The sequence below is a fragment of the Alicyclobacillus fastidiosus genome, assembly GCF_026651875.1.
Taxonomy (GTDB): Bacteria; Bacillota; Bacilli; order Alicyclobacillales; family Alicyclobacillaceae; genus Alicyclobacillus; species Alicyclobacillus fastidiosus.
Genome location: NZ_CP104067.1, coordinates 4,308,180 through 4,333,373, shown reverse-complemented (window position 1 = coordinate 4,333,373; position 25,194 = coordinate 4,308,180). Strand labels below are relative to the sequence as shown.

Sequence of the window (25,194 nt, the reverse complement as noted above, 5' to 3'; positions counted from 1 at the left end):
GAACGATGTTTATCCACCTACACTGCCATTCGCAGTACTCATTTTTGGACGGCGCCTCGAGCATTGAATCCTTGGTCGCACAGGCGAGAATGTTTCAAATGCCGGCCCTCGCCCTCACAGATCACAATACTATCGCGGGTTTGCCAGAGCTTCACAAGTGGGCGGGCGTGTACGGGATCAAACCGATTTCTGGGGCGGAGATCACGCTTGAGGACGGGGCGCATCTCACCCTGTTGGTGGAGAAAAAGCGCGGGTATCGCAATCTATGTGAACTGCTGACGCTGGCGCACCATGGGGAGGGGCGCAGGAGTGCGCCGCGGATCGACGAAGAGACACTTTTTCGCCTAGGCGACGGCCTGATCATCCTGTCTGGCTGCCGCAATAGTCCGATTCGGCGGCACCTGCGCAGACAGGCGTACACTGCCGCCAAGGAGTGGGCGCTGCGATACAAAGAACGATTTGGCGATGCGTTCTATCTCGAGTTGCAAGCGGATGGCTATCCACAAAGCTGCGGCGCGATGAAAGACCTGTACACATTGGCACAAGAGACGTCTATTCGTGCTGTCGCGACGAGCAATGTGCACTACGTCGACAAGCATTTGTTTCCCGTTCACGACGTGCTTCGCTGTATCGGGCTCGGATGCGATGTATACACGCCGCATCCAGGTCGACCGCTCAATCGCCAAGCCTGGTTGCACGATGCAGCCGAGGCACAGGCGCGCTACGGCATGTATCCGCAGGTGATGGAAGAGACCCTGAACATCGCGAATCGGTGTGAAGTGGCACTCTCGCTTACGCAGACCCACTTTCCTCAGTTTTCGCTGCCGGATGCAGCGGGGGATCGAGTGTCCTTTTTGCGCGAGCTCGTCTATGCCGGCGCTCGCGACCGCTATTTGCGCGTGGATGCAGCGCTCAAACAACGACTCGAGCACGAATTGGAGATCATCGTCCAACTCGGGTATGTCGACTATTTTCTCGTGGTTTGGGATATCGTGCGTTTCGCGCGCAGTCGATCCATCCGTTGTGCGGGCCGCGGTTCCGCAGCGGATTCCGCGGTCGCCTACTGCCTCTACATCACGGATGTCGACGCGGCATCGCGGGGACTGTTGTTCGAGCGGTTTATGTCACTCGAGCGGGCAGAGCGTCCGGACATCGACATCGATTTCGCGAGTGACCGGCGCGACGAGGTCATGGCCTACGTCTATCGCAAGTACGGTCGCGACAAAGTCGCGCGCGTCGCCACGTACCAAACGTTTCGCGGCCGCTCTGCGGTGCGCGAAATCGGTGCTGCGCTCGCGTTGCCGCACGAGCTCCTCGACACGTTGGCAAAGCGCGTCCCGTGGTCTGCTCACGCCGACCAAATCGATACGCTCCTCGACAAAGTCCCTGAGCTCATGGAGTACGCCGGCGAGCGACCTAAGTTGCGCTGGCTGTTTCAAATTGCCCGCCATGTCGCAGGATTCCCTCGCCATTTCGGCATGCACGTCGGCGGAATGGTCGTGAGCAGAAATGAACTGTACAATATCACCAGTTTGCAGCCGTCTGCCAAAGGGGAGTGGATTACGCCGTTCGATAAACGAACCGTGGAAGATGTCGGACTGGTGAAACTCGACCTGCTGTCGCTTCGCACGATGTCCGCCATCGAAAATACCGTGCGTCTGAGTCGCGCGGGAAATCGCGCGATCGATTACGACAACATTCCGCTCGACGACGAAGCCACGCTGGAGATGATTCGCCGCGGTGAAACGATGGGCGTATTTCAACTAGACAGCCCCGCGCAACGCGCACTTCAGTCCCGCCTTCAGGCGTCGGGGCTCGAGGATATCGTGGCGAGTGTCGCGCTGATTCGACCCGGGCCGATTCAGGGAAACATGGTCGATCCATTCATTGCCCGCCGCCACGGCATCGAACCGATCACCTACCTGCACCCGAAGCTGGAACCGATTCTCGGCAAGACGTATGGCGTGGTGCTCTTTCAGGAGCAGGTGATTGAAATCGCCACTGCCATCGCCGCGTTCACGCCTGGGGAGGCGGATGATTTGCGGCGGGTGATGAGCCACGCGCGAAGTCACGCGGAAATGGAGCAGATTGGCCAAAAGTTTCTGGCCAAGGCGACGGAGAATGGGGTGACCCGGGATGTGGCCAATACCATCTTCTCCTACATTCAAAGTTACGCCAGCTACGGGTTTTGTGAGGCACATGCCGCCGCGTTCGCCACTACTGCGTTCAAGACGGCATATTTGGTCAAGCACTATCCCGCACAGTTTTATGCGTCCATTCTCAATCAGTACCCCATGGGTTATTATCCGGTCCACGTGGTGTGTGCCGAAGTGCGACGGCGGGGGATATCGATTCTCCCGGTCGATGTGAACGAAAGTATGTGGTCGTGCACAACGCCAGACGAGCACAGCATTCGCCTTGGCTTTCAGCTCGTCAAACGGGCGTCGGCCGAAGTGGCGCAGGCGGTGATGGACGAACGGGAGGCGAACGGGCCATTTACGTGTACAGAGGATTTTGTCATGCGGGTGCAACGGGCGGATCGGCTGCAGGTCGAACACCTGATTCGGGTCGGGGCGTTCGACGCCCTCGAACACGTCGACCGACAGCTACTCCTGTGGCACGTTCCGGGCTGGATGGCAGAGCGCCAAGAGCGAGATAGACCGCTTTTCGAAGGCACCCGCGCTTCGGTAAGCGGCGAATACAAGGGAGTCCCGGGCTCGCTTGCGAGCCGTCTAGTAGACGAATACAATTTACTAGGCGTTGGTGTCTCTGGGCACTGGTTAGAGTTGATGCGCGAGGATTTGACGCAGCAAGGGTATATGACTGTAGGGCAAGTGCTTGAGGCTCCAGACGGCCAACAGGTCCTCGTCGCGGGGCTGGCCGTTCGGCCGCACCGCCCGCCGACCAAAAGTGGTCGTACGGTGGTGTTCTTCACGCTGGAGGATGAAACAAATTTGTTGGATGCGACGATGTTTGAATCGGTATATCATAGCGAAGGTGCCGTGTTGTTCACTCCGTATGGCCGACTCTTGGGATTACAGGGGACGGTGCAAAGGCGGGGGGGCTCGCGTGCGCAATTGCTGGTTGAACATATCTGGTCACTGACGAGGGGATGACGGGCAACGGCGAATGTCAGATGCCTTTGCGGGCGCCAAATACGTCGCCTCCTTCATAATATTTGTTATTTTGGATAATTAAAGTATTGTAAAAAGGTTTTTACCTGTTTCTTCAGGAATCCATATGACAATTGCAATGCACGATTGCAACTTTGTCAGAGGTGAACGATTTGCACAGACTCCGAAGGTTTCAGCGACTCCTGATGGCGATGGCGATATGCACAGGAATGATGTCCGTCACTGCCGGGTGTGGGACACACTCAACCGACTCTTCGCCCACTACACAACGCGTATTACCGGTTCCCGTGACCGACAGAGACGGGATGGAACTGCTGTGGGGTCCAGACGTGAAAACAGAGGCTCTGAAACTCATTCAAAATAGCCACCATTATATTTATCTGGATATGTATGAGTTGTCGGATCCAGATATCCTAAAGGCCTTAGTGGCAGCGCACCATCGCCACGTCGATGTGCGCGTGGTTTTGGATGCCACGGAGCAGCATTCGAACAGCGTTGGTTATCCGACGTTGCGCAATGCCGGGGTGGTCGTTTCGCAGATCGAGATTAAGCGGGGGATCGACCACGTCAAGATGCTTGTAACGGATGCGGGTACCCTGATTGGCGGCATGAACTACGGGCAGGACAGCTGGGATAACAACGATGCCTCTGTGCTGATTCCCCACCCGACGAATGAATTCAAGGCGATGTTCCTCTGGGACTTCAATCGCGCCAACGGAGATGTGGGACAAGCGCCCGTCCTTCCGCCGCCGCTCATCGTTGACCGCTCCATTCGACCGGCGATTCTCGAGGCTATCCAATCAGCGCGCAAAACCATCGACATGGAGGCGTTTGACCTATCGGACAAAGGGGTTGTAGATGGTCTTTGCTCGGCCCTGGCGCGCGGAGTAGCCGTGATCATTCTTGTAGATCCGACCCAGTCCTACAACCGCACCTCCGTCAACACCCTCCGCGATGCAGGTGCGATGATTCGCTATTATCGACCGTACAATGGGGAACTGATGCATGCGAAAATTCTCGATGTCGACAACGGCGCTACCTTCATCATCGGCAGTGCCAACTTCAGCCATCAAGCCTTCACGTACAACCATGAGGCGGACTTGGAATTGCACGATGTCCCACAGTTCGACGCATCCTTCAGGCAGGATTTAGAGATGGAGATAGGGAGAGGGTCAGATTACCCGATGAAGAGAGAGAACAGTACATGGAACTAACCTCCGCTGTGTGGCGACAGTTTACTCGCGCGGACGCGGCGGTCACCAGGTCCCTCACAGAGATGTGGCCAAAGGCGCCCTGGTTGAATGCCGTGATGATTGTGACTGCGAAGTATACGCCGATTGTCATGCTGGCAGTGCTCGTGGTCGCCGCGTCGGACGTGATCGAGGTCACTACAGAAGTGACCGCTTTTACATCCGTAGCTGCCTCGATTGTGGCGGCGCTTGTCATCCGGACTCTCCACGAACCGGTCAGCCGTTTGACCAGTCGGCCGCGCCCGTTTGACACGGAGCCATTCGAGCCTCTGTTAGCGCACGATAGAGGAGAGTCATTTCCGAGCAACCACGCCGCCGGAGCGATGGCGCTTGCGTGTGGCGCAATTCACCTGCCTGGCTACAACTGTATTCTCCTGACGCTCGCTGTCGGATTGTGTTTTTCTCGAATTTATTGTGGACTGCACCATTTGAGCGACGTGGTGGTCGGCGCCGTTGGAGGGACCACCTGCGGGATTGTGTGCGCCTTTGTCTCGCACTCCTTTTTCCCGTAGAATGGCCGTCTTCATCTAAGAAGTATTGTGTAATCGCAGTGTATATCCGTACGCGACGAGACCGTCGCGAGTGCTTGTTTGCGTATGATTCTCTTCGCACAAGACACGCTAACTGAGATGATTACGACAGGGAGGTCCTTTCGGTGCGCGTATTGCGCTTGTGCACAACTGTGATGGTCGTTGTATTCCTCCCGTTTTCCGCAACCTTCGCGCAGACGGTTCAGGTGACACTCCACGATGGCTCGATTGAGCCGGCTGTGATTCAATCTACCAAGGGACAAGAGGTACGAGTTTTCATCCAGAATCGCGGCACAACCGTGCACAATTTTGTCGTCCCCAATTTTTACGTATTCACGCAGAACCTACAGCCGGGCGGGCAGGTGAATGTAAAATTCACCCCGGACAAGACCGGTACATTTCCGTTTTACTCCGATAAAAAGGGGGTTCCTGAACCAGGGATGCGAGGAAGCCTGCACGTGAGGTGAACTTTACCGAAAGCGATGCACCGGGCGCCCACTCGGATGACGGTTGGACAAATGCGCGATACAATACATATAGCCTCTCGGTATTGGATGGTTAGAAAATTACATGAACCAGATGAATTTCCAGAAATGAACTGGTAACCATCGGCTTCATGGTTGTTCGGCAAGGTTCCTTGAAAAAGGGTATAGCAAACAAAGCGATGACGATGGGATTTTTAAAAAGTCATCGCTGGAGATGGTATGATTGGGGTGTTCTCAAGCTGACAAGAGCATTGGCTTTAGGTCCAGGTTGCTCTCTTGGTACCAAGCGTCAATGTGTTGACACATTGCAATGCCATAGACCCGGATGGTCCACATCATGGTGCTGCGATGCTTGGCGGCTTCGAGGTGGTAATCCTCTTTTGCTCGCTTGTTGCTGCGTTCGCAGGTGGTTCTGCGTTTGTAGATATTGGTCCACTCGTTGCTGTTGCGAGCGACGGGTGGAAACAAGCGGGGATTATCCTTGGTGTATGTGTGGACACATCTTCCGTAAGGTGAAACGGAGCATGGCGTGTCACATGTCACCACTCCCTTTACGACAAGCGGACAGTGATATTTGCGACGGGCTCTTGAGCTGTCGTATCCACGGTCTCTCATCTCCAGCCCTTTCTTGCAAATCGGAACCCCATTTCGAGAGATCATCATATCGTCTTTGTATTTCTTGTTGCCCGTGTTGCGCTGATTCATGTCGATGAACGGTGTAATCTTTTGTGACCTTAGATACTCGTAAATCGCCATGGCATCATGTGCAGCGTCAAGAAGAACTCTGTCCCAGGTGTATTCTCGGAAGTATGCCTTGAACTCACGGGCACTCACGACCCAAGATGTGGCATCGTGTCGGGAAGCCCTTTGTAGCCTAGGGTAAATCGGTAGGTCGTAAGGGCTATCCGCAGCGACAAGGCTGTATAAGTGGTAGCCGAAGTAAAACTTATTTCGGTAGCTGTCCCAGCCCATGTCGCAGTCTGGTTGTGAGAACTGGCGATGACAGGAGCACTGATTTTTTCCCTGGTCACGACAGGAACAAATTCGCTTGCTACGAATCTGGGCTGCTGTTTGCACGGGCATACCGTCACCAGCGATGGACAGGGCATGTACATTTCCTAACAAACCAAGTGAAGAGGAGACAGAGAGAAATTGTTGTTGGAAGAGGCGAAGCAGCACGTCAAAAGGCTGTGAACGAATGGCTGTACGTCTTTGCAATTGAGATATGAGTTTGGCAATTCTCTTTGGATTGGTAGTGGGCGCCTTTTCTCCCTTTTTTCCTCTCTTGGGTTTCTTTCGACTAAGTCTTCGCCTAGATGCAATGTTGGGAGAAACGTGATTCCATAGCCGCCCAAAGAAATCGTAGAACGTACCTACGCCCGGGGTGTGACCATACTCAAAACCACTGAGGATAGCGTATAACGGGCAGCGGCGGAGCTGGTTCACCCACTTCGTGATGGATGGTTCTCCAACCTCAAGCATGAGAAGGTAGGAACGGAGTAGGTTCGCAGGGTCAATGGATTGGGGACCACGACACGAGTAAGTACCTTTGACGCACTGGAAGGTGTCAGAGAGATCTGTGACCCAAAATTTTGCTACGAGCGCCCAGTCTTTGGCGATGAACAACAGTGAGCCATTCGAGTAGTGCAGGCGAAGACGTTCCTCAATGAACGATTGATACTGTTGGTGAGACCGAAGGATAGGTAACATAACACAACCCCAATATGGATGAGATAGGACGGCTAAGCCCTTCTCGGTGATTATTGGGATGATTCCAAAAAGTCAAGTGTTATTTGATGTTCCAGCATAATTTGTTCCGAATTCGTATTTGAATTTCCAATTCAGTACCCTCGGCATATGGAGGGAACGTGGGGGCAAATGAAAATCTCTCTAGGTCCAAAACCTTGAGAGACCAATAAAAACCAAATGCCGAGAGGCTATTACATATCAAAGGGGGCGTCAGGGGTGGACATGAGAGTCACATCGAAATGGCTTGGCCAGCGACATTTTCAGGCAGAAGGGCCATCTGGGAATACCATTTATATGGATGCTCGTCGAGAAGACGGTGGAACGGGGCAGGGCAATCGACCGATGGAATTATTGCTCATGGGTATCGTCGGTTGTACCGGTATCGACATCGCGATGATTTTGGAACGAATGCGACTACAGCTGGAAGGCATGGAAATTGAGGCCTCTGCAGAGCGTAGAGACGAGCACCCCAAAGCATTCACGGAGATTCATTTGACGTATCACCTAACAGGGGAAGTGCCGCCTGCTAAGGCGTGGCGTGCGATTCGGTTGAGCGAGGAGAAATATTGTTCGGCAATCGGCTCTATCAACGCACAAGTGGTGCCACACCTCATCCTCAACGGGGCAGACGTACCCCCTTTGGACGTTGTGCACGATGGCCTTCCAGATTAACCTGGAGGCCATCCGAGTTGCCGCCCGCCGACGACATGATAGTGGAGATGGGGCACAGTTTGCTGCCCGTGGCGACCGACGTTGGTAACCACGCGATACCCCTCTTGGTCGATATCGAGTGATTTCGCGATGCCGGGTATCGCCGCGTGTAGGCGCCCGACCATCGCCGCTTGTTCTTGACTCACCGCCTGCGCCGAGTCAATGTGCCGTTTCGGAATCACGAGCACGTGTACGGGCGCCTGCGGTCGAATGTCCCGAAACGCCAGTACCTCAGCATCCTCGTATACCTTGTCTGAAGGTATCTCCCCAGCGACGAGTTTGCAAAACAAACAGTCTGCCATGACTTCAATTCCCTTCACACACTTTTCAGTACTTTCGGATAACCTATCGAGCACATTTACTCTGGATACTTTATAATGATAACAACTTTCCGTTTTTCGTCAAAGTGAGGGGGATGAAGATATGCCGGTAATCGGCTACTATAACGGTCAGTATGTGAATCCATCCGAGGCTGTGATTGCGATTGAGGAACGCGGTCACGAGTTTGGGGATGGCATCTACGAAGTGATCCGCGTGTATGGAGGGCGCCCGTTTCTCCTCGATTGGCACATCGAACGGCTACTGAATAGCCTGGAGGCCATTCGCATCGCTTCACCATACGACGCTGCAGGATATGAGCGCCTCATGCAGGAGGTGCTGGACAAAAGCGGTGAGCGAGAGGCGTCCATCTATGTTCAGATCACGCGGGGAAGTGCGGTGCGCAACCACCTATTTCCAGAACAAGATACGGTTCCAAACGTCAGTATCGTCGTCCGTCCAGTCGCGCCTAAAGGCGAGCAGACGCCTGGCAAACTGCTCATGCAACCCGATGAGCGATGGGCGAACGTCTACATTAAGACGCTCAATCTCCTCCCGAATATCGTAGCGAAACAGACAGCACACGACGCGGGTGCAGACGAGGCGCTGCTGGTACGCGATGGGCTGATGATTGAGTCCGCGAGTTCCAATCTGTGGTTTGTTCGAAATGGGGAACTGATCACTGCCCCGACGGATCGCTACATTTTACCGGGCATCACCCGCCGTTACGTGCTGGAACTGGCAAGGGATTTAGGAATTCCAGTGCGAGAAGAAAAACTGCCTAGAGAGCAGTTGTCATCTGTCGATGCTATCTTCATCACGGGCACGCTAGCAGAAATTTTCGCGATTGACACAGTGCTGTCCCATCCGAGCATTCCAATCTCCACATCGTTGCCGGATGTCGCTTTGCATCCTGTGACGGTAACGCCGGATACCTGCAAGACGGAGTGGACGGCAAAGAACTTCGATGTCGTGCACAGATTGCGCGAGGAATTTAGCGCGCGGATTGAAGAGCTGCGAAAAGCATCGGTTTCGGCATAATATCATCCTGCGTAAACGTACAGGGCTTGCTCATCGAGGGCAAGCCCTTCGCTTTCACTGCGTGCTTGCACGTCATGCCATGGTACTGGTCACTGTAGTTTTCGAGTTTTTACGAGTGTTGTGGCAAACAATGCGGTAAAGGTTGCAAAGAACACGACGATTGCCAGGACAGTTACGATCAATGCCCAATTACACCTCGCTTTCAGCTCCCTATGTTCCTAATTTATCCAACCTGTTGTCCTCCATACGTATAGACGTGAAATGACTGGTGGACTGGTATGGGGCGTGGGCCATCCGTTCGTCGATACTTCGGAGTTTAACCGCGGCAGCCATCCGTTTGGCGGCATCAAAACAACAGACAGATAGACCGCCACTCGCTGAAGGTGACGGTCTATCTGTCTGTGACATTTCACGGTTGTCCGAAGATGGCCAAGCATCGCCAGACGCTTAGTCAGCCGATGCTTATCATCCTATCAATCGGGGTCTTTGCGCGTTCACGCATCTCGTCTGACACGCGCACGACGTGTTTCAGTTCCCGTAACGCATCTAATACTTTTTGCAGTGTAATCTTTTTCATAAACGGGCAAACCGCATTGGGATTGGCCGCGAGGAACCGTTTGCCGGGATTCGCCTTCTCCATCTGATGCAGAATCCCCGTTTCTGTGGCGACAATAAACTCTTTCGCCGACGAGCCGTTGGCATAATCTAACATGCCGCCGGTTGAGAGAATATGTGTCCGATCTGTTGGAAGCATCCCGTCGGCCAACAGATACATACTCGAAGTGGAGCAACCGCACTCTGGGTGTACCAGTAGTTCTGCATCGGGGTGCTGCTGTACGACAGTATCCACGTCCTGTGGATGGATACCTGCATGAACGTGGCATTCCCCCATCCAGATGTGCATGTTGTTTCGCCCTGTGACGCGTTGGACATACGACCCGAGGAACATATCCGGCAAGAACAAAATTTCTCGATCCGCCGGAATCGATTGAACGACTTGCACCGCGTTAGCGGATGTACAACAATAGTCGCTCTCCGCTTTTACTTCGGCGGTCGTGTTTACGTAGGCGACAACCACAGCCCCAGGATGTTCTGCCTTCCAGGCCCTGAGCTGTTCGGCGTCGATGGAATCAGCTAAGGAACAGCCGGCTTCGAGATCTGGTAGTAGTACTGTTTTTTCTGGGTTCAAAATAGAGGCCGTTTCAGCCATAAAATGAACACCACAAAAGACGATCACGTCCGCGTCGGTCTTTGCTGCTGCCCGTGCAAGCGCCAAAGAATCACCGAGGACGTCAGCGACGTCTTGAATCTCCGGCAGTTCGTAGTTGTGCGCCAAGATCACTGCGTTCCGTCGCTGCTTCCACGCCAAAATGTCCTCAACCAGACTTGTATCCGTATCGATCAGTGACATCGTTGAATTCAACCCCTTCGAATCCTTCTTTTCCAACTGTCTATATCGGTGTATATACATATGAATATACAAACGAACATACTACGGACGAAGAAGGGCGTCAAGCTCCCGAGTGACGCAAAATGTGGATATTGTTTTTAGTATATCTGAGTGTAAAATCACCTGTATATACACAACTGATGTTCCATGGAGGTTTCCATATGTTCACAATTGACTCAACACGAGCGCTCGTTCGCCTCGCATTAAACGAGGACATCGGTCGCGGGGATTGCACTACAGAGGCTGTGATTCAACCGGATTTGCAGGCGACGGCAACGGTCTACGTCAAGCAACCTGCGAAGTTGGCGGGGGTGCCACTGATAAACGCCGTGTTTGCGGAGTTGGATGCGGGCGTTTGCGTAACACCGTTGATGGAGGATGGGCAAGACATCGACGGGAGGTCTGCGGTTTGTTCGTTGAAGGGGCCGGCGAGATCGATCCTCATCGGTGAACGGACTGCGCTTAACTTTCTCGGGCGGCTCACTGGAATCGCTACGTTGACGAGCGTGGCTGTACGCGAATTGGCTGGAACTCAAGCAAAACTATTAGATACGCGAAAAACCACGCCAGGCTGGCGCTTGCTCGAGAAGTACGCCGTACGTACTGGCGGTGGGCATAACCATCGATTCGGACTGGACGACATGGTCCTCATCAAGGACAACCATATCGCGCTGTGTGGTGGCGTGGCCGAGGCCGTCGCGCTGGCACGTGCCAATGTCGGTCTATCGCAAAAGATTGAAGTCGAAGTGGATACGTTGGCACAACTCAAAGAAGCACTCGAAACGAGTGCGGACATGATTTTACTCGACAATATGAATCTCGACGAGATGTGCCAGGCGGTAAAGATGGCGAACGGCCGCGTCCCCCTCGAAGCATCGGGGAACGTCACCATCCGTACCTTGGCTCAGGTGGCCCAGACAGGCGTCGATTATATTTCGATGGGGGCATTGACCCACTCCGCAACCAGTGTAGATGTCGGGCTCGACATCGTTTTTCTGTGACCACAGCCACAGATACGTGTGAACAACCATCACGTCGCAAGGGAGGTTGACAAGTGGAAATTTTGGAAGCCGATTTTGTCATCATCGGAAGTGGATTGGCCGGCAGCGTTGCGGCGTATTTACTCAGCCATCAGGGAGAGGTTTTGCTTGTGTCGAAGGAGCCCCCAACGAAAAGTAACTCCTTTTGTGCACAAGGGGGAATCGCTGCAGCCATTCATCCGGAGGATGCACCAACTCTACACGGAGCTGACACGCTCCACGCCGGAGTGGAACTGTGCGACCCGCAGGTCGTTACACGGTTAACGGAGCAGGCTCCAAAGCTGGTTCGTTGGCTGGCGGAAATCGGGGTGCCATTTGACAGGCGTCCAACAGGCGAATTCGCACTTGGACTCGAAGGGGCACATAGTCGGCGAAGAATTTTACACGCGGGTGGTGACGCGACAGGGCGAAAGGTGATGGAGACGCTCACAGATGCGCTCAGCCAACTGAAAAATGTGCGAAGGGTAACAAACGTCCACATTTCGGGGCTCCTGCAGAATCACAAAAGGTCGGTCATTGGTGCGCTGGGCCGGCGGGAGGGCGACCCAAGTCACATCACTCAGTTGGTGGCAAGACGCGGAACCGTCCTCGCGACAGGTGGAGCCGGGCAGTTGTTTGAACGCACGACGAACCCGGCAGGGGCGACGGGCGACGGGATTGCCTTGGCGTACACCGCGGGGGCCCGTTTGCGCAATTTGGAGTTTGTCCAATTCCATCCGACCGCACTGGATCATGGAGATAGCCAGTGCTTTCTCATTTCCGAGGCCGTGCGCGGCGTGGGGGCTGTATTGGTCGACGCCGAGGGGAAGCCAATCATGGGCGATTACCCACTGCGCGATTTAGAGCCGCGAGACGTGGTCGCGCGCGCGATGTACTCGTACACGCAGCGCAACCAAAGCGTGTACTTGGACTGCCGCGGCATTCAAGACTTCGCGGAAAAATTCCCGACGATTTACCACCACTGCCGATCACGCGGTTTAAATCCGGCTGTCGACTGGCTGCCCGTCTCGCCAGCGGCTCACTTTATGATGGGCGGTATTGTTGCCTCGATGGACGGCAGGACCAGTGTTCAAGGCCTGTACGCACTCGGCGAAGTCGCAGCGACGGGCGTGCACGGGGCAAACCGGCTGGCCAGCAATTCGCTGCTTGAGTGTCTCGCGATGGCCTTTTCGCTGGCAGATCACATGCGTTCGACGAAGACAGAGCCCGCGGGCGACTGCACAATCGCAAAACCCACGTTACCCGACGTGTCGCCTGCGGGCTCAGAGCCGCTCCACATCGTACAGTCCGTGATGTGGCAGGCGGCCGGTATCATTCGGGATGAGGACTCACTGAAACGAGGGCTCGCCGCGCTGAACGAGCTGCGGCAGGAGTACCGAAATTCCCTCACGGTGTGTGCGGCCAGCTTGCTGATTCAGTCCGCACTGTTGCGAGAGGAGAGCCGAGGTGCCCACTACCGCCGTGATTTTCCGCGCCTCGACCCGCGGCTCAACGAGGTCGATACGGTCATCTCGCTGGAGCGAACGGGTCGTCGGTCCTGGCAGTTTGAACACGTTGGACTCGTACAGGTTTGAGGGTCAGCGACCTGTACGGTCACATCCACAGCCCATGAATTCGTCATTGTGCGCCTCGCACAGCAGTATGATCCCAAAAGAGGCGTTAAAATGGCGGTTCAGGGGCTGTTTTTGTCCACCTCTTCAGGCCTCTTGCCGCATTACATCATTCTTTTGCTGGTCTTTGCACAACACCCTATACAGGTTTGTCGCCTTCTGCTAACATAGAAATCAGAAATCTACCGACTGGTCGGTTAGTACTCGGTAGACCAAGGAGGACTGTCACCGTGAGCCTAAACGTACGCAAAGCCGCAGTGCTTGGGGCAGGCGTGATGGGGGCGCAGATTGCCGCACATTTGGCAAACGTCGGGATCCCAGTGTTGTTGCTCGACATCGTTCCGAACAAATTGTTACCCGAAGAAGAAGCCAAGGGACTCACGAGTTCCGACAGTTCGGTCCGAAACCGCCTTGCTGCACGCGGGCTGGCGGCTGCCAAGAAGGCCAAACCGGCAGCGTTCTACGACGTTGCGGACGAGTCTCTTGTCACTATCGGGAACATGCAAGATCACTTCTCCTTACTAAAGGACTGCGACTGGGTCATCGAAGCGGTCGTCGAACGGCTGGACATCAAGCGCGAAGTGCTCGCCAAATTGGCCACCGTTTTGCCTGAACATGCGATTGTATCGACGAATACGTCCGGCATTTCCCTGGCTTCCATGGTCGAGGGCTTCGAGCCGTCCTTTAGAAAACGGTTTCTTGGCACGCACTTTTTCAATCCACCTCGTTATATGAAATTGTTAGAAATTATCCCAGGTCCAGATACAGATGCACAGCTCATTGAGGACATGAGGTACTTTGGTGAGCGGCGGCTTGGTAAAGGGGTCGTGCTTGCTAAGGACACGCCAAATTTCATCGCGAACCGCATCGGTACGTACGGTCTTATCGCGACACTACAGGCGATGGAGACGTATGGACTCGGCGTCGATGAGGTCGATGCGCTGACGGGCCCAGTCATTGGCCGGCCAAAGAGTGCGACGTTTCGCACGCTCGACTTAGTCGGCCTTGATACGTTTGTCCACGTCGCCAAGAACGTGCAGCAGTCTGTATCAGACGAGGCTGAACAAGCGCGGTTTGCCATCCCGACTTATCTGCACAGAATGGTTGAAAATCAATGGCTTGGGGAGAAGACGGGTCAGGGTTTCTTCAAGCGGGAGCGCACGGACAAGGGGAAGGGGATCCTCGCACTCGATCTCGCCACCCTGACCTATCGCCCCCGGCGCAAAGTCGCCTTTGCAACGCTCGAAGCTGCAAAGCAGGCGAAGGGATTGCACGAAAAACTCCGCACGCTGGTCTACGGCAAAGACACTGCTTCGCAGTTCGTCTGGGAAATTACGAAGCGCGCACTGTTGTACACCGCACAGAGACAATTCGAAATCGCAGACGATATCGTAGCCGTCGATCAAGCTATGAAGTGGGGGTTCAATTGGGAACTCGGCCCGTATGAAATGTGGGACGCCATCGGTGTAGAGAAGTCGGTTGCGCGCATGCGGGACGAGGGTGAGACCATACCCGATTTTGTCGAACAACTGTTGGCCGCGGGGAAGAAGACGTTCTACGAGCAAGCGCTGCCAGGGCAAACGCGATTTTATGTCGGCAAATCGGATTACAGGACGATTGAAAAACCACAGGAGAAGTTATCCTTGGCTGATATGAAAGCTGCGAATGGCGTCATTCGCAAAAATAGCGGCGCGAGTTTAGTGGACATTGGGGATGGCATCGCCTGTCTGGAGATGCACTCGCTCAATCAGGCGATTGGCAGCGATGTGGTCTCGATGATGCAGTACGCCGCGAAGGAAGTCGCGGCGAATTGGGACGGACTCGTCCTTTACAACGAAGCGAAAAATTTCTGTGTCGGGGCAAACCTGATGCTGATGTTGATGGAAGCGCAGGATGACAACTGGGATGAACTCGATTTTATCGTGCGCCAATTCCACCAAGCAGGCATGGAGCTCAAATACCTCGCAAAGCCAGTGGTCTCTGCGCCACACGCGATGGCGCTCGGCGGGGGGGCGGAACTGTGTTTCCCAGCCGATGCTGTGCAGGCGTATGCCGAGTCGTACATCGGTCTCGTCGAGGTCGGTGTAGGCCTCATCCCAGGGGGCGGCGGCACCAAGGAGATGCTCTTACGCGCCTTGGAGCATGTGCCGGCCGGCGTCGACATTCGGCCGGACGACTACATTCGCAGAGCGTTCGAAACAATCGCGATGGCGAAAGTCTCCACCAGTGCGAAGGACGCCAAGCGCCTCGGTTATCTGCGCCAATCGGATGGCATCAGTGTCAATCGAGACTATCAACTGTACGATGCGAAACAAGTGGCGCTCTCCCTGGCTCGCACCGGCTATGTACCGCGTCAGTCGAAGGCGGTGAAGGTCGTCGGTCGCGATGGCGCGGCGATGTTGAAGTCGGGCGTGTACGGAATGCTACAAGGTGGATTTATCTCCGAACACGACGCCAAAATTGCCAACCAGTTGATTCGCGTATTGACGGGTGGCGACGTTGTGCGCGGAACGGAGGTCACGGAAGAGTATTTGCTCGACCTGGAGCGGGAAGCGTTTTTGAGCCTCATGGGTGAGCCCAAGTCGCAACAGCGCATGCAGTATATGTTGACGAACGGTAAGCCGCTTCGCAATTGACGATGTCGAGTACAGACTCGCAAAGGAGGAAGTCGTGTGAAGGAAGCAGTGATTGTCGCTGCAGCTCGGACGCCGATCGGCAAGTCGGGCAAAGGGGAGTTACGTCAAACCCGGCCGGATGATCTTGGCGCTCTCGTCATCGAAGACTTGTTGAAACGTGCACCAGGTGTGTCGAAAGAGGAGATTGAGGACGTCGTCATCGGCTGTGCCATGCCAGAGGCGGAGCAGGGCATGAATGTCGGGCGCATCGTGGCGCTCCGCGCGGGATTGCCGACGAGCGTCCCCGGGATGACCATCAACCGCTTTTGTAGTTCAGGTCTGCAATCAATCGCCATCGCGGCAGGGCAGATCATGACAGGGATGGCGGATGTCGTCATCGCGGGCGGCGTCGAAACGATGAGCATGGTTCCGATGGTGGGCTTTAACCTGGCGCCGAATCCGACCTTGGTCGACGTATTGCCAGAGACGTATATGAGCATGGGACATACGGCGGAGCGCGTCGCAGCGCGGTTTGGTGTCACGCGTGAAGACCAGGACCGCTTTGCTGTCCGCAGTCACGAGCGCGCTGCTGCGGCCATCGACAGGGGGGCGTTTCAAGATGAAATCGTCCCGGTCGAGGTGGAACAGGTTGCGGTTGACGGCAACAACAAAGTGGTGAAAAAGACGGTGTTGTTCGACACCGACGAAGGCGTCCGCCGCGGGACGTCGATGGAGGCCTTGGCGAAACTTCGCCCGGCGTTCCAACTCGGGGGCACGGTGACCGCCGGGAACTCATCGCAGACCAGCGACGGTGCGGCTGCGGTACTTCTGATGTCGGCTGAACGGGCTCTCGAATTGGGCCTGAAGCCCTTGGCAGCCTTCCGGAGCTTTGCGGTTGCAGGTGTCGATCCCGACGTCATGGGTGTCGGTCCCATCGCCGCGGTACCGAAAGCACTCCGCCTCGCGGGGCTGTCCATCGCCGACCTCGACCTCGTCGAGCTGAACGAAGCGTTCGCCTCGCAAGCGGTGCAGGTGATCCGCGGGCTCGAATTGGATGAGGAGAAGGTCAACGTCAACGGAGGGGCGATTGCCTTGGGCCATCCGCTCGGATGTACCGGTACGCGCCTGACGGTCAGTTTGATCTACGAAATGATGCGGCGCCAGTCGAAGTACGGTTTGGTCACGATGTGTATCGGCGGCGGTATGGGAGCTGCGGGCATCTTTGAACGGCTCGCGTAATACGGAATCACTGAGGAGGAATCACACATGAGCACAGATTTGTCCCGAAAAGAAGCGCGCGGCGCGTTTTACCTCATTGAAAACACGGAACCTGAACACGTCTTCACGCCAGAGGATTTGACCCGGGAACATCAGATGATCATCGACACGACCCGCGCCTTCGTCGAGCACGAAGTGCTTCCAGTGCAAGAGCAGCTCGAACACCAGGATTGGGATTTGACCGTTCAACTGTTGCAAAAAGCCGGCGAACTCGGCCTGTTGGCCGCCGACGTACCAGAAGACTACGAAGGCCTCGGAGCTGACAAGGCGACGAGCGCGCTCATATCGGAGTACTTGACGCGGGGGGGATCGTTCGCGCTCAGCCACGGTGCTCACGTCGGCATCGGGTCGCTGCCCATCGTGTTCTTTGGCAACGAAGATCAGAAGCGAAAGTACTTGCCCAAACTGGCCACGGGCGAATGGCTCGCGGCTTACGCCCTGACGGAGCCGGGCTCTGGCTCCGACGCGCTTGGTGCAAAGACGACCGCGAAACTCACCGAAGACGGCAAGTACTACGTCCTCAACGGCACGAAACAGTTTATCACCAACTCGGCGTTCGCCGACGTGTTTGTGGTTTACGCCAAAATTGACGGCGAGCACTTTTCCGCCTTTATCGTCGAGAAGACATTCCCAGGTGTCTCGACAGGCGTGGAGGAGAAGAAGATGGGCATCAAGGCTTCTTCCACCCGTCAACTGATCCTCGAGGACGCCAAGGTACCGGTGGAAAACTTACTGGGTGAGGCCGGACGCGGTCACGTCATCGCGTTTAACATCCTGAACATCGGCCGCTACAAATTGGCCGTCGGGGCTGTCGGCGCAATGAAGGCGGCACTCGAACACGCCGTCGTCTACGGCAACAGCCGCAAACAATTCGGCACCGCTATCTCCAGCTTCCCGCTGATTCAGCAAAAGATTGCACAGATGAACACATTGGCGTACGTCACGGAGAGCGCCACTTACCGCGCCACCGGCGATATCGACGTGAAGCTCGAGTCCGTCGATACGAACGACGGTCGCGCCGTCGCGGATGCGATCGCAGAATACGCACTCGAGTGTTCGGTACTCAAGGTGTTCGGCTCCGAGGCACTCGACAAAGTGGTGGATGAAGGCGTGCAGATCTTCGGCGGCGCGGGCTTCATACAGGAGTACGGGATGGAGCGCATGTATCGTGACTCTCGCATCAACCGCATCTTCGAAGGAACCAACGAGATCAACCGCATGCTCATCCCGAACACGCTCTTGCGCAAGGCGATGAAGGGCGAACTGCCGCTTCTCCAAAAGGCGCAGGCGCTGCAGGGCGAACTCATGCAACTGACGCCTCCGTCCGGTGAGTGGGAGACACTCGAGCGCGAAACCTACATGCTCGACATGATGAAGAAGATCTTCCTGTTCACAGGTGGCGTCGCAGTTCAAACCTACCAGATGAAACTAAAAGACGAACAGGAGGCACTCGCCGCCCTCGCGGACATCGCCATTCAAATCTACGTCCTCGAGAGCGCCATCCTACGCACGAAGAAAGCACTGACAGCCGGAAAGGACGTGGACAACAAGGTCGACATGACGGTCGCATTCGCACAAACCGCGTACGAAACCGTGGAACAGACCGCGAAAACGTTGTTGGCCTCCGTGGCGGAAGGCGACATGCTTCGCACGCAGCTCTCGATGCTCAAGAAGCTGACGCGCGTTCTGCCCGTGAACGTGACCGCGATCAACCGCCGCATTGCACAGCGCGTGATTGACGCTGAGAAGTATCTGGCATAAAGAGCTCGTGCTGCCAGGAGGATGAGCCGACTGTGTCGTCGATGCGCGCTTTTGGCCGCTGGTGACAGGACTACGTGCAGGCTACTGAGTCTAAGAAGTTTTGCTTCGTCGACTCAGTAGCCTGTTTGCGACTTTCGCAGGAGAGGAATCAGTCGTCCGCGTTTTGCACAAATCTCCGTTAGCGTTCTAGCAACAAATCGATTTCTTCCTTGTACTTTCCGTTCGGAGTCTCGAGAATTTGTGGGATGCCTTGCAGCGCTTCGTGGTGGACGATGCGCTTGATGGCCTCGAGGCCAAGACTTCCGTCGCCGATGTTGGCGTGACGGTCCTTTCTCGACTGAAACGGATTTTTCGAGTCGTTGATATGGGCGACTTTCAGGCGGTCGAGGCCGATGACCCTGTCAAACTGCTCGAGGAACCCGTCAAAGTCGCCGACGACGTCGTACCCATAGCTGTAGTTATGGCAGGTGTCGATACAGACGGCGAGCTTGTCCTGGTGTACGGCGCCATCGATAATTTGGGCAATCTGTTCGAGGCTGTTTCCCACCTTCGATCCGTCGCCTGCCATCGTTTCCAAACAGACGTACAGATTCTCCTCACCCGTCAATATCTCGTTCAGCCCGGCCACGATTTGGTCGATGGCAAACGCTTCGCCCTCGCCGACGTGCGAACCTGGGTGCATGACGATATATTTGAATCCCAGGTACTCGACGCGTCCGATTTCCTCGCGCAGGACGTCGATTCCGTATTGGCGCGTCTCCTCCTTCGGGCTTGCCAGGTTGACGAGGTAGGACAGGTGGACGACTGGATCGACGATGTGATGTTCCTTCATCAACTCGAGCGCCTCGTCGCGGTTAAAGTTTTCGATCGGGCGCGCTTTGCCGCCCCGGTTGCTGCGCGTATAAATCATGAACGTGTTCGCATCGTACGAAATCGTCTCTTGGACCGCGGCGAGCAAGCCGGTCTTCGCGATAGATACGTTTGCGCCAAGCAGGATACCCGTGTGTTCTCCCTTCAAGAACATCCCTCCAAATCTCAAGTTATGGTAGCATACTCGGTCAGCTCTTTCATAGCTCACGGGACACGTCGTACAGGCGGCACGGCCAGTGCGAGGTCTGGCGCGTACATGAACGAGAAACCTCCCGGGAAAGCTGGAAAAAGATTCGTGCTTGGGGGAATGCTTCGTGCGGTGGGAAGAGAATCCACACGGCTCGCGACTGGCTTGGGTCTATGGCATGGTCGCAGCCTCCATCCTCGGGCTTATTCTTCGCTTAGGTTACCTCGATGTCGTATGCGGAAAATCGTTTCAGGAACGAGTCGGAAGCAGCCTGACCACGCGCCTTGGCGTACTGCCGAACCGGGGGTGGATTTACGACAAGGACATGCACGTGCTCGCGTACAATGCGCCGTCCGTCAGTGTCGTTCTGAGTCGGTTTGGCGTCCAAAAGGACTTATACCCGAGTCTCGCACGAAAGTTGGCGCCGATTCTTCGGGTAGATGAAGCGACGTTGTTGCACCGAATGCAAGAGAATCCATGGGACAAGGAAGTTCAACTGTTCGAGAATGCGTCAAACGCGCAGATTGCCTATATTGCGGAGCACCAATCGAGTTTGCCAGGTGTCCACTGTGTCGAGGACGTCCGGCGGGTTTATCCGTTTGGCAGCCTCGGCGGGCACATCCTCGGCTATATCCAGCCGCAGCCTGCCAGCGAGGCACAGGCGTACCGGCGTGCTGGATACCTGCCTGAGCAACGGGTGGGGATCACGGGCGTGGAGCGGCAATACGAATCGATTCTCCAAGGGCAGCCCGGGTATCGAACGTGGCAAATCACCAGCTCGGGCGTACCGATTAAGGCGTTTGGGTTGAACCCAGCTCCCAAGCCCGGAGAGAGCTTGCGACTGACGCTCGACGCGCCGCTCCAGGCGACGGCGCAGGCGCTCGTGATGCAGCAGTTAGAAAAGGTCCGCAAGCAACACCATATCGATCCGACCGATGCGGAAGCCGTGATGCTCGACGCCAAATCGGGTGGCGTCCTGGCGATGGTCAGTTACCCGTACTACGACCCAAACTGGTTCATTCAGAGCGCAAACTACCAAAAGCATCGCGCGTACATCGAAAACACCCGACTGACGCCCATCATCAATCACACGCTGACCAGTCCGCGCTATCCGGGTTCCACGGTCAAACCGGTGAATTTACTGGCGGCGATGGACAGCGGTGTCATCACGCCGTATTCGAGGATACAGGACGATGGGAAACTGATGGTGGGGACGTACGAGGCACACGACTGGATGCCAGGAGGTCACGGGCTCGTCGATGTGCCGACGGCCATTCAAAAGTCGTGTGACACGTACATGTACCAAGTCGGGATGTGGATGGCGCATTGGTATGGCGGATTGCCAGGCGGGGTATCGCTCACTGGCTGGAACCAGCGGGATCGGATTCGCGGTCTCAACCGCATGCTCGACTGGGAGTGGAAATTCGGTCTCGGGCCGAAGACGGGCATTGACCTGCCGGGTGAGGCCGCCGGCCGATTCTACGCCAATGACAGCGTGCACCACTCCATCGTACCCTATGATCTACTTGCCTCAGAGCGAACGATGAGCGCACAGCACTACGTGCCAAACGCGGGGTTATTGTACGACAACGCCTTTGCGGCCATCGGTCAGATGCAGGAATTCACGCCGCTCCAACTCGCGGTCTACGCCATGACCATCGCCAACGACGGCGTGCGCTACAAGCCGCACCTGTTGGAGGCGGTGTTGTCGTCTGACGGGAAACGCGTCGTCCGTCAGGTGAAGCCAGAGGTCGCGAGCCGCGTCCGCATTCCGGCGTCGCACCTGCGCGCGGTGAAGTACGGCATGTACAAGGTGGCCAACGTGCAGGGCGGCACCGCATACCGGGCATTTCGGGGAGCGCCTTACACGATTGCGGGGAAGACGGGGACGGCAGAAGTGAGTCAGTGGGGGAAGAAGACCGACATCTCTCTGTTCATCGCCTATGCACCCATCGTTCACCCGCAGGTGGCCCTTGCGGTGATGGTGCCCGGCGGCGGAGAGTCGAGCGATGTCGCTGTTCCTCTTGCGAGAAAGTTGCTCGACGCGTATTTTGCCGAGCGGCGCCAGAGCGACAAAGAAAAGTTGCAGGCCCTCGAACGTTGGCCGCAATCGGCTGCCGCGCGGGCGACAGAACACGTTCAATTGCCATGACTGTGCGGGCAATTCTCGGGCAAGCTATGTAGACCCGTGAAATCTTCCGGCAGGAGGTGCACGCATGAGCAAGCACGGTCTTCACCTACCGAGAATGGCATGGTGGCTCTTGGTTGTGAGTAGCTTTTTTCACTTGTCGATCAGCCTGTCGAATACGTTCGTGAACATTTTCGTATTCAAAGTCGATCACAGTTTTGCCGCCATCGCTTGGTATAACTTGCCGATCTTCGTCCTGTTGCCCTTCACATTTGTGTTCGCGGCCTGGATTGCACAGCGCACGTCGACGGCCATGGCGTTGCGTATCGGCATCGGGCTTCACGCCCTGTTCTATGCGGTGACGCTCTTTATTGGCGAGCGAGCGGCTCACATGCCGTGGGCGCTCGGCGTGTTGATGGGGCTCGCAGCCGGGTTCTACTGGCTGGCATTCGATGTCCTCAGCGTGGAGTTCACGGATAAGGGCGGGCATGAGCCATTCTTTGGTACACACGGGGTTCTCACGTCTGTAGCCAACGTGATTGCGCCGCCTATCGCGGGCTGGCTGATCAGTCGCGAAGACGTGTTCCTTGGGGGATTGAGCGGCTACCATATCGTGTTTGGCATCTCTTTTGCGCTTTTCATCGGTGCCACGTTCTTCAGTTTCCGCCTGCGCAGCGACCCGATGTCGCACTTGCACCTGCGACGAGGGCTACAGGCGTTGCGCAAGGCGTCCTGGATGCGGCTGATGGCCGCGTCTTCCATCTACGGCCTGCGTGAAGGCGTATTCATGTTTCTCATCGGTCTGTTGGTCTATGTCGCCACCGGCAGCGAGATGAAGTTGGGCGTATTTCTGCTCTTGCAGGGGGGACTTTCCTTCTTGGCGTTTTTCCTGGCTGGACGGCTGTCCGCCAAATATCGATCCCGCCTCATCGGTATTGGCAGCATCGGCATGAGCGTCGCCGCGGTGCTGTTCCTGTTTCCGATTCACGCGCGAACCATCATCGTTTACGGCTGTCTCACTGCGGCTGCGCTTCCGTTCTTCATGGTCCCGCTGCAAGGGTACGTGTACGACGGCATCGATGGCGGCGCAGACAAGGACACCCCTGCCACCACGTATATCATCGTGCGGGAATGGTTTGAAAATCTCGGACGGGTCATCGGCATCGTCTTGTTTCTGACCATTTGCGTCAACCAGTCGCCAAACCATCTCGGAAAGTTGCGCGGATTGTCCTTTGCACTTGGCCTCGTTCAGCTCGGGTCCTGGGCCATCCTCATCCCAACCATCCGAAAGCAGCGGCCGAAGTCACCCAAGCGCAAGAGTCGCCAAGAGCTGGCCGAAGGGGAACGCAAGACGGCGAACAAGCGGCTGAACCCGATGTCCTAAGGCCAATTTCCCGCGTGCGCTAGGCCAGTGTAGAGAGTGTGGCGCGCGATGGCGCAAAAAAGGGATGCCCCCCGACGGGACATCCCTTTTTCGCAAAGAAACGCTAAATTACTTCTGGAAGAACGCGCGATTCTTTTCGATGTATTCTTGTTCCTCTTCAGGTAGGAAATCTTCCTGAAAAATAGCAGACACCGGACAAACGGCTTCACAGGCACCGCAGTCGATGCAGAGGTCAGGGTCGATATAAAACTGGTCTTCACCCTCGTGGATAGCATCCACTGGACAGGTTTCGACGCAGTCTCCGTGCTTGGCGCCAACACAAGGGGAGGCAATGATAAATGCCAACAGAAACTCCTCCTTACAAGCCATCGCTATTTCTATACTTTCGTAATCATATACTACGTGCTCATAGCGGTGCAAGCATTACATATTGCCAATCTGTTAGAAGATTATGCCCACTCTGTGACACTATCTTGTGAACCTACCGAAGAACCTACCGAAGAACCTACCGAAGAACCTACCGAAGAACCTACCGAAGAACCTACCGAAGAACCTACCGAAGAACCTACCGAAGAACCTACCGAAGAACCTACCGAAGGCAGCGTGGATACACGGCCTGACGTACCTATCCATGTGCGGTCGCGGCGCGTCGCCCAATAGCTGATGGCGACAGGGGCCATCTGACAGACGGCGACGGCGAGCGCGGCGCCAGCGATGATATCGACGCCGTAGTGAACCCGAAGATACATGGTCGAGAGAATGATCAGGGATACATCGACTGCGTAAATCCAGAAAATTCGCCGCGCGTGCCGCCACGCGTTGATGAGCATCACGATGGAGAGCCCTGTATGGAGACTCGGAAAACAATCGCGAGGGAGAAATGGCCCCTGTCCATCCACCAGCTTGAGGAGCGGGCCGATACTGTGCGCGTAGTGCATCGTGAACTCCGGACCGATAGCTGGCACAAAGAAATAGGTTGTATACCCGATGTAGAATGCGAAGACCGCCGCAGTGACGTACTCCTGCATCGCTCTTTCACTGTGTTGAGCCATGATGAACACGCTGAAGTAGGTCATGAAAAACCAGGACGCGTACGCACCGCAAAAGAGTAGAGTCAAAGGCAAGCAGGTGATGCCGTCGAACCACTCGGACGGCGACGCGCCAAACAGGCGCACATCCATGTGACGAAGCAGTGGGTCGTGATCATACGGGTTAAACACTGCGATATAGAAATTGATCACGTCAAACACGACGAGCACACAGAGAAACGTCAATGCCACCCGGGCGTAGCGGCGCAACTGGGCCGACAACTCGTCCGTGCGCCCGCGCGTGATGCAGATACAACTGCCAAAACAGGCGGCCAGTGCACTGTAGAACCATGTCGTACCGCGCGTGAGCACCGTCCAAACATTCGACCACACCGGATTTGTAAAGCGATTGAATCCAATCACCTGGTGCAGGCGGCCCGGAAACGCAAAAAACACGGCAAGCAGCGAGAGAAGCATGAAAATACTCGCCAATTCATACACTTCAAGGCGTGTTAGACGGCGGATTATATGCCAAGTATGTCTTAACATGATCCACACACCCGCAATAACTTTAATTGATAAAACATCACCGTTAACTATATCACATCCGCACTGCGATGTTTGG

Annotated in this window: 20 protein-coding genes; 14 read left to right on the top strand and 6 right to left on the bottom strand. The window is 55.7% G+C overall.

From position 1 onward, the window contains the following. Positions 1–5 precede the first annotated feature (5 nt). The 4 genes from NZD89_RS21285 (at position 6) to NZD89_RS21270 (ending at position 5,381) form a co-directional block, all read left to right on the top strand. Entirely contained in the window at positions 6–3,116 is a 3,111-nt protein-coding gene (locus NZD89_RS21285) for a DNA polymerase III subunit alpha (protein ID WP_268004703.1), read from the top strand. Positions 3,117–3,277: 161 nt separating this feature from the next. Beyond that, on the top strand, positions 3,278–4,348 hold the full coding sequence (locus NZD89_RS21280; protein ID WP_431308732.1) for a phospholipase D-like domain-containing protein: 1,071 nt from the start codon (positions 3,278–3,280) through the stop codon (positions 4,346–4,348). Further along, positions 4,339–4,896: a phosphatase PAP2 family protein gene (locus tag NZD89_RS21275; protein ID WP_268004701.1), complete on the top strand. Its 558-nt coding sequence runs from the start codon at positions 4,339–4,341 to the stop codon at positions 4,894–4,896. Before NZD89_RS21280 ends, NZD89_RS21275 begins: the two co-directional genes overlap by 10 nt. A gap of 143 nt (positions 4,897–5,039) precedes the next feature. Beyond that, positions 5,040–5,381: a cupredoxin domain-containing protein gene (locus NZD89_RS21270; RefSeq protein ID WP_268004700.1), complete on the top strand. Its 342-nt coding sequence runs from the start codon at positions 5,040–5,042 to the stop codon at positions 5,379–5,381. A 252-nt stretch (positions 5,382–5,633) separates the two neighbouring features. Here NZD89_RS21270 and NZD89_RS21265 read toward each other — a convergent pair whose 3' ends face one another. After that, positions 5,634–7,109 (bottom strand): transposase, encoded by a 1,476-nt coding sequence (locus NZD89_RS21265; protein WP_268004699.1) that lies wholly within the window; start codon positions 7,107–7,109, stop codon positions 5,634–5,636. Positions 7,110–7,370: 261 nt separating this feature from the next. Between NZD89_RS21265 and NZD89_RS21260 the strand changes: the two genes are divergently transcribed. Continuing rightward, positions 7,371–7,820: an OsmC family protein gene (locus NZD89_RS21260; protein WP_268008568.1), complete on the top strand. Its 450-nt coding sequence runs from the start codon at positions 7,371–7,373 to the stop codon at positions 7,818–7,820. Here the strand turns inward: NZD89_RS21260 and NZD89_RS21255 are convergent. After that, the gene (locus NZD89_RS21255; protein WP_268004698.1) at positions 7,817–8,161 is read right to left on the bottom strand and encodes a histidine triad nucleotide-binding protein; all 345 of its coding nucleotides are present in this window, start codon (positions 8,159–8,161) and stop codon (positions 7,817–7,819) included. The two genes, NZD89_RS21260 and NZD89_RS21255, sit on opposite strands and share 4 nt — an antisense overlap. A 121-nt stretch (positions 8,162–8,282) precedes the next feature. Here NZD89_RS21255 and NZD89_RS21250 point away from each other — a divergent pair, with 121 nt between their 5' ends. After that, positions 8,283–9,218 (top strand): aminotransferase class IV, encoded by a 936-nt coding sequence (locus NZD89_RS21250; protein ID WP_268004697.1) that lies wholly within the window; start codon positions 8,283–8,285, stop codon positions 9,216–9,218. 268 nt (positions 9,219–9,486) lie between these two features. Continuing rightward, positions 9,487–9,669, top strand: coding sequence for a hypothetical protein (locus NZD89_RS21245; protein ID WP_268004695.1), 183 nt, complete (start codon positions 9,487–9,489; stop codon positions 9,667–9,669). Here NZD89_RS21245 and nadA read toward each other — a convergent pair whose 3' ends face one another. After that, positions 9,670–10,629: a quinolinate synthase NadA gene (gene nadA / locus NZD89_RS21240; protein WP_268004694.1), complete on the bottom strand. Its 960-nt coding sequence runs from the start codon at positions 10,627–10,629 to the stop codon at positions 9,670–9,672. It lies immediately after the preceding gene. Positions 10,630–10,829: 200 nt separating this feature from the next. On the opposite strand from nadA, the gene nadC reads away from it, so the two are divergent. From nadC to NZD89_RS21215, 5 genes are all read left to right on the top strand, one after another. After that, positions 10,830–11,669 carry a carboxylating nicotinate-nucleotide diphosphorylase gene (nadC, locus tag NZD89_RS21235; RefSeq protein ID WP_268004693.1) on the top strand — a complete coding sequence of 280 codons (840 nt, stop codon included), beginning with the start codon at positions 10,830–10,832 and terminating at the stop codon, positions 11,667–11,669. A gap of 53 nt (positions 11,670–11,722) precedes the next feature. Beyond that, positions 11,723–13,282, top strand: a complete 1,560-nt coding sequence (gene nadB, locus NZD89_RS21230; RefSeq protein ID WP_268004692.1) for an L-aspartate oxidase — start codon at positions 11,723–11,725, stop codon at positions 13,280–13,282. Between the two features lie 266 nt (positions 13,283–13,548). Beyond that, a complete protein-coding gene (locus tag NZD89_RS21225) occupies positions 13,549–15,954 on the top strand; it encodes a 3-hydroxyacyl-CoA dehydrogenase/enoyl-CoA hydratase family protein (protein ID WP_268004691.1) in 2,406 nt (801 codons plus the stop codon). 36 nt (positions 15,955–15,990) lie between these two features. Then, complete coding sequence (locus NZD89_RS21220; protein ID WP_268004690.1) at positions 15,991–17,172, top strand: acetyl-CoA C-acetyltransferase; 1,182 nt, start codon at positions 15,991–15,993, stop codon at positions 17,170–17,172. 27 nt (positions 17,173–17,199) lie between these two features. Then, the gene (locus tag NZD89_RS21215) at positions 17,200–18,972 is read left to right on the top strand and encodes an acyl-CoA dehydrogenase FadE (RefSeq protein WP_326492870.1); all 1,773 of its coding nucleotides are present in this window, start codon (positions 17,200–17,202) and stop codon (positions 18,970–18,972) included. A gap of 178 nt (positions 18,973–19,150) precedes the next feature. On the opposite strand, the gene NZD89_RS21210 is transcribed toward NZD89_RS21215, so the two are convergent. Then, positions 19,151–19,990, bottom strand: a complete 840-nt coding sequence (locus NZD89_RS21210; RefSeq protein ID WP_268004689.1) for a deoxyribonuclease IV — start codon at positions 19,988–19,990, stop codon at positions 19,151–19,153. A 166-nt stretch (positions 19,991–20,156) separates the two neighbouring features. Between NZD89_RS21210 and NZD89_RS21205 the strand changes: the two genes are divergently transcribed. Both NZD89_RS21205 and NZD89_RS21200 read left to right on the top strand, forming a co-directional pair. Continuing rightward, positions 20,157–22,181: a peptidoglycan D,D-transpeptidase FtsI family protein gene (locus NZD89_RS21205; protein ID WP_268004688.1), complete on the top strand. Its 2,025-nt coding sequence runs from the start codon at positions 20,157–20,159 to the stop codon at positions 22,179–22,181. Positions 22,182–22,245: 64 nt separating this feature from the next. Further along, positions 22,246–23,541 (top strand): MFS transporter, encoded by a 1,296-nt coding sequence (locus NZD89_RS21200; protein ID WP_268004687.1) that lies wholly within the window; start codon positions 22,246–22,248, stop codon positions 23,539–23,541. A gap of 108 nt (positions 23,542–23,649) precedes the next feature. On the opposite strand, the gene fdxA is transcribed toward NZD89_RS21200, so the two are convergent. Both fdxA and NZD89_RS30150 read right to left on the bottom strand, forming a co-directional pair. After that, positions 23,650–23,886, bottom strand: a complete 237-nt coding sequence (gene fdxA / locus NZD89_RS21195) for a 4Fe-4S ferredoxin (protein ID WP_268004686.1) — start codon at positions 23,884–23,886, stop codon at positions 23,650–23,652. Between the two features lie 104 nt (positions 23,887–23,990). After that, entirely contained in the window at positions 23,991–25,118 is a 1,128-nt protein-coding gene (locus tag NZD89_RS30150) for a phosphatase PAP2 family protein (RefSeq protein WP_268004685.1), read from the bottom strand. Positions 25,119–25,194: the final 76 nt, after the last annotated feature.

Excerpts from the sequence above, each read along its gene's own strand:
- NZD89_RS21285 (WP_268004703.1), top strand. The coding sequence starts at position 6 with ATGTTTATCCACCTACACTGCCATTCGCAGTACTCATTTTTGGACGGC.
- NZD89_RS21275 (WP_268004701.1), top strand. The coding sequence starts at position 4,339 with ATGGAACTAACCTCCGCTGTGTGGCGACAGTTTACTCGCGCGGACGCG.
- NZD89_RS21265 (WP_268004699.1), bottom strand. The coding sequence starts at position 7,109 with ATGTTACCTATCCTTCGGTCTCACCAACAGTATCAATCGTTCATTGAG.
- NZD89_RS21260 (WP_268008568.1), top strand. The coding sequence starts at position 7,371 with ATGAGAGTCACATCGAAATGGCTTGGCCAGCGACATTTTCAGGCAGAA.
- NZD89_RS21255 (WP_268004698.1), bottom strand. The coding sequence starts at position 8,161 with ATGGCAGACTGTTTGTTTTGCAAACTCGTCGCTGGGGAGATACCTTCA.
- NZD89_RS21250 (WP_268004697.1), top strand. The coding sequence starts at position 8,283 with ATGCCGGTAATCGGCTACTATAACGGTCAGTATGTGAATCCATCCGAG.
- nadA (WP_268004694.1), bottom strand. The coding sequence starts at position 10,629 with ATGTCACTGATCGATACGGATACAAGTCTGGTTGAGGACATTTTGGCG.
- nadC (WP_268004693.1), top strand. The coding sequence starts at position 10,830 with ATGTTCACAATTGACTCAACACGAGCGCTCGTTCGCCTCGCATTAAAC.
- NZD89_RS21215 (WP_326492870.1), top strand. The coding sequence starts at position 17,200 with ATGAGCACAGATTTGTCCCGAAAAGAAGCGCGCGGCGCGTTTTACCTC.
- NZD89_RS21200 (WP_268004687.1), top strand. The coding sequence starts at position 22,246 with ATGAGCAAGCACGGTCTTCACCTACCGAGAATGGCATGGTGGCTCTTG.
- NZD89_RS30150 (WP_268004685.1), bottom strand. The coding sequence starts at position 25,118 with ATGTTAAGACATACTTGGCATATAATCCGCCGTCTAACACGCCTTGAA.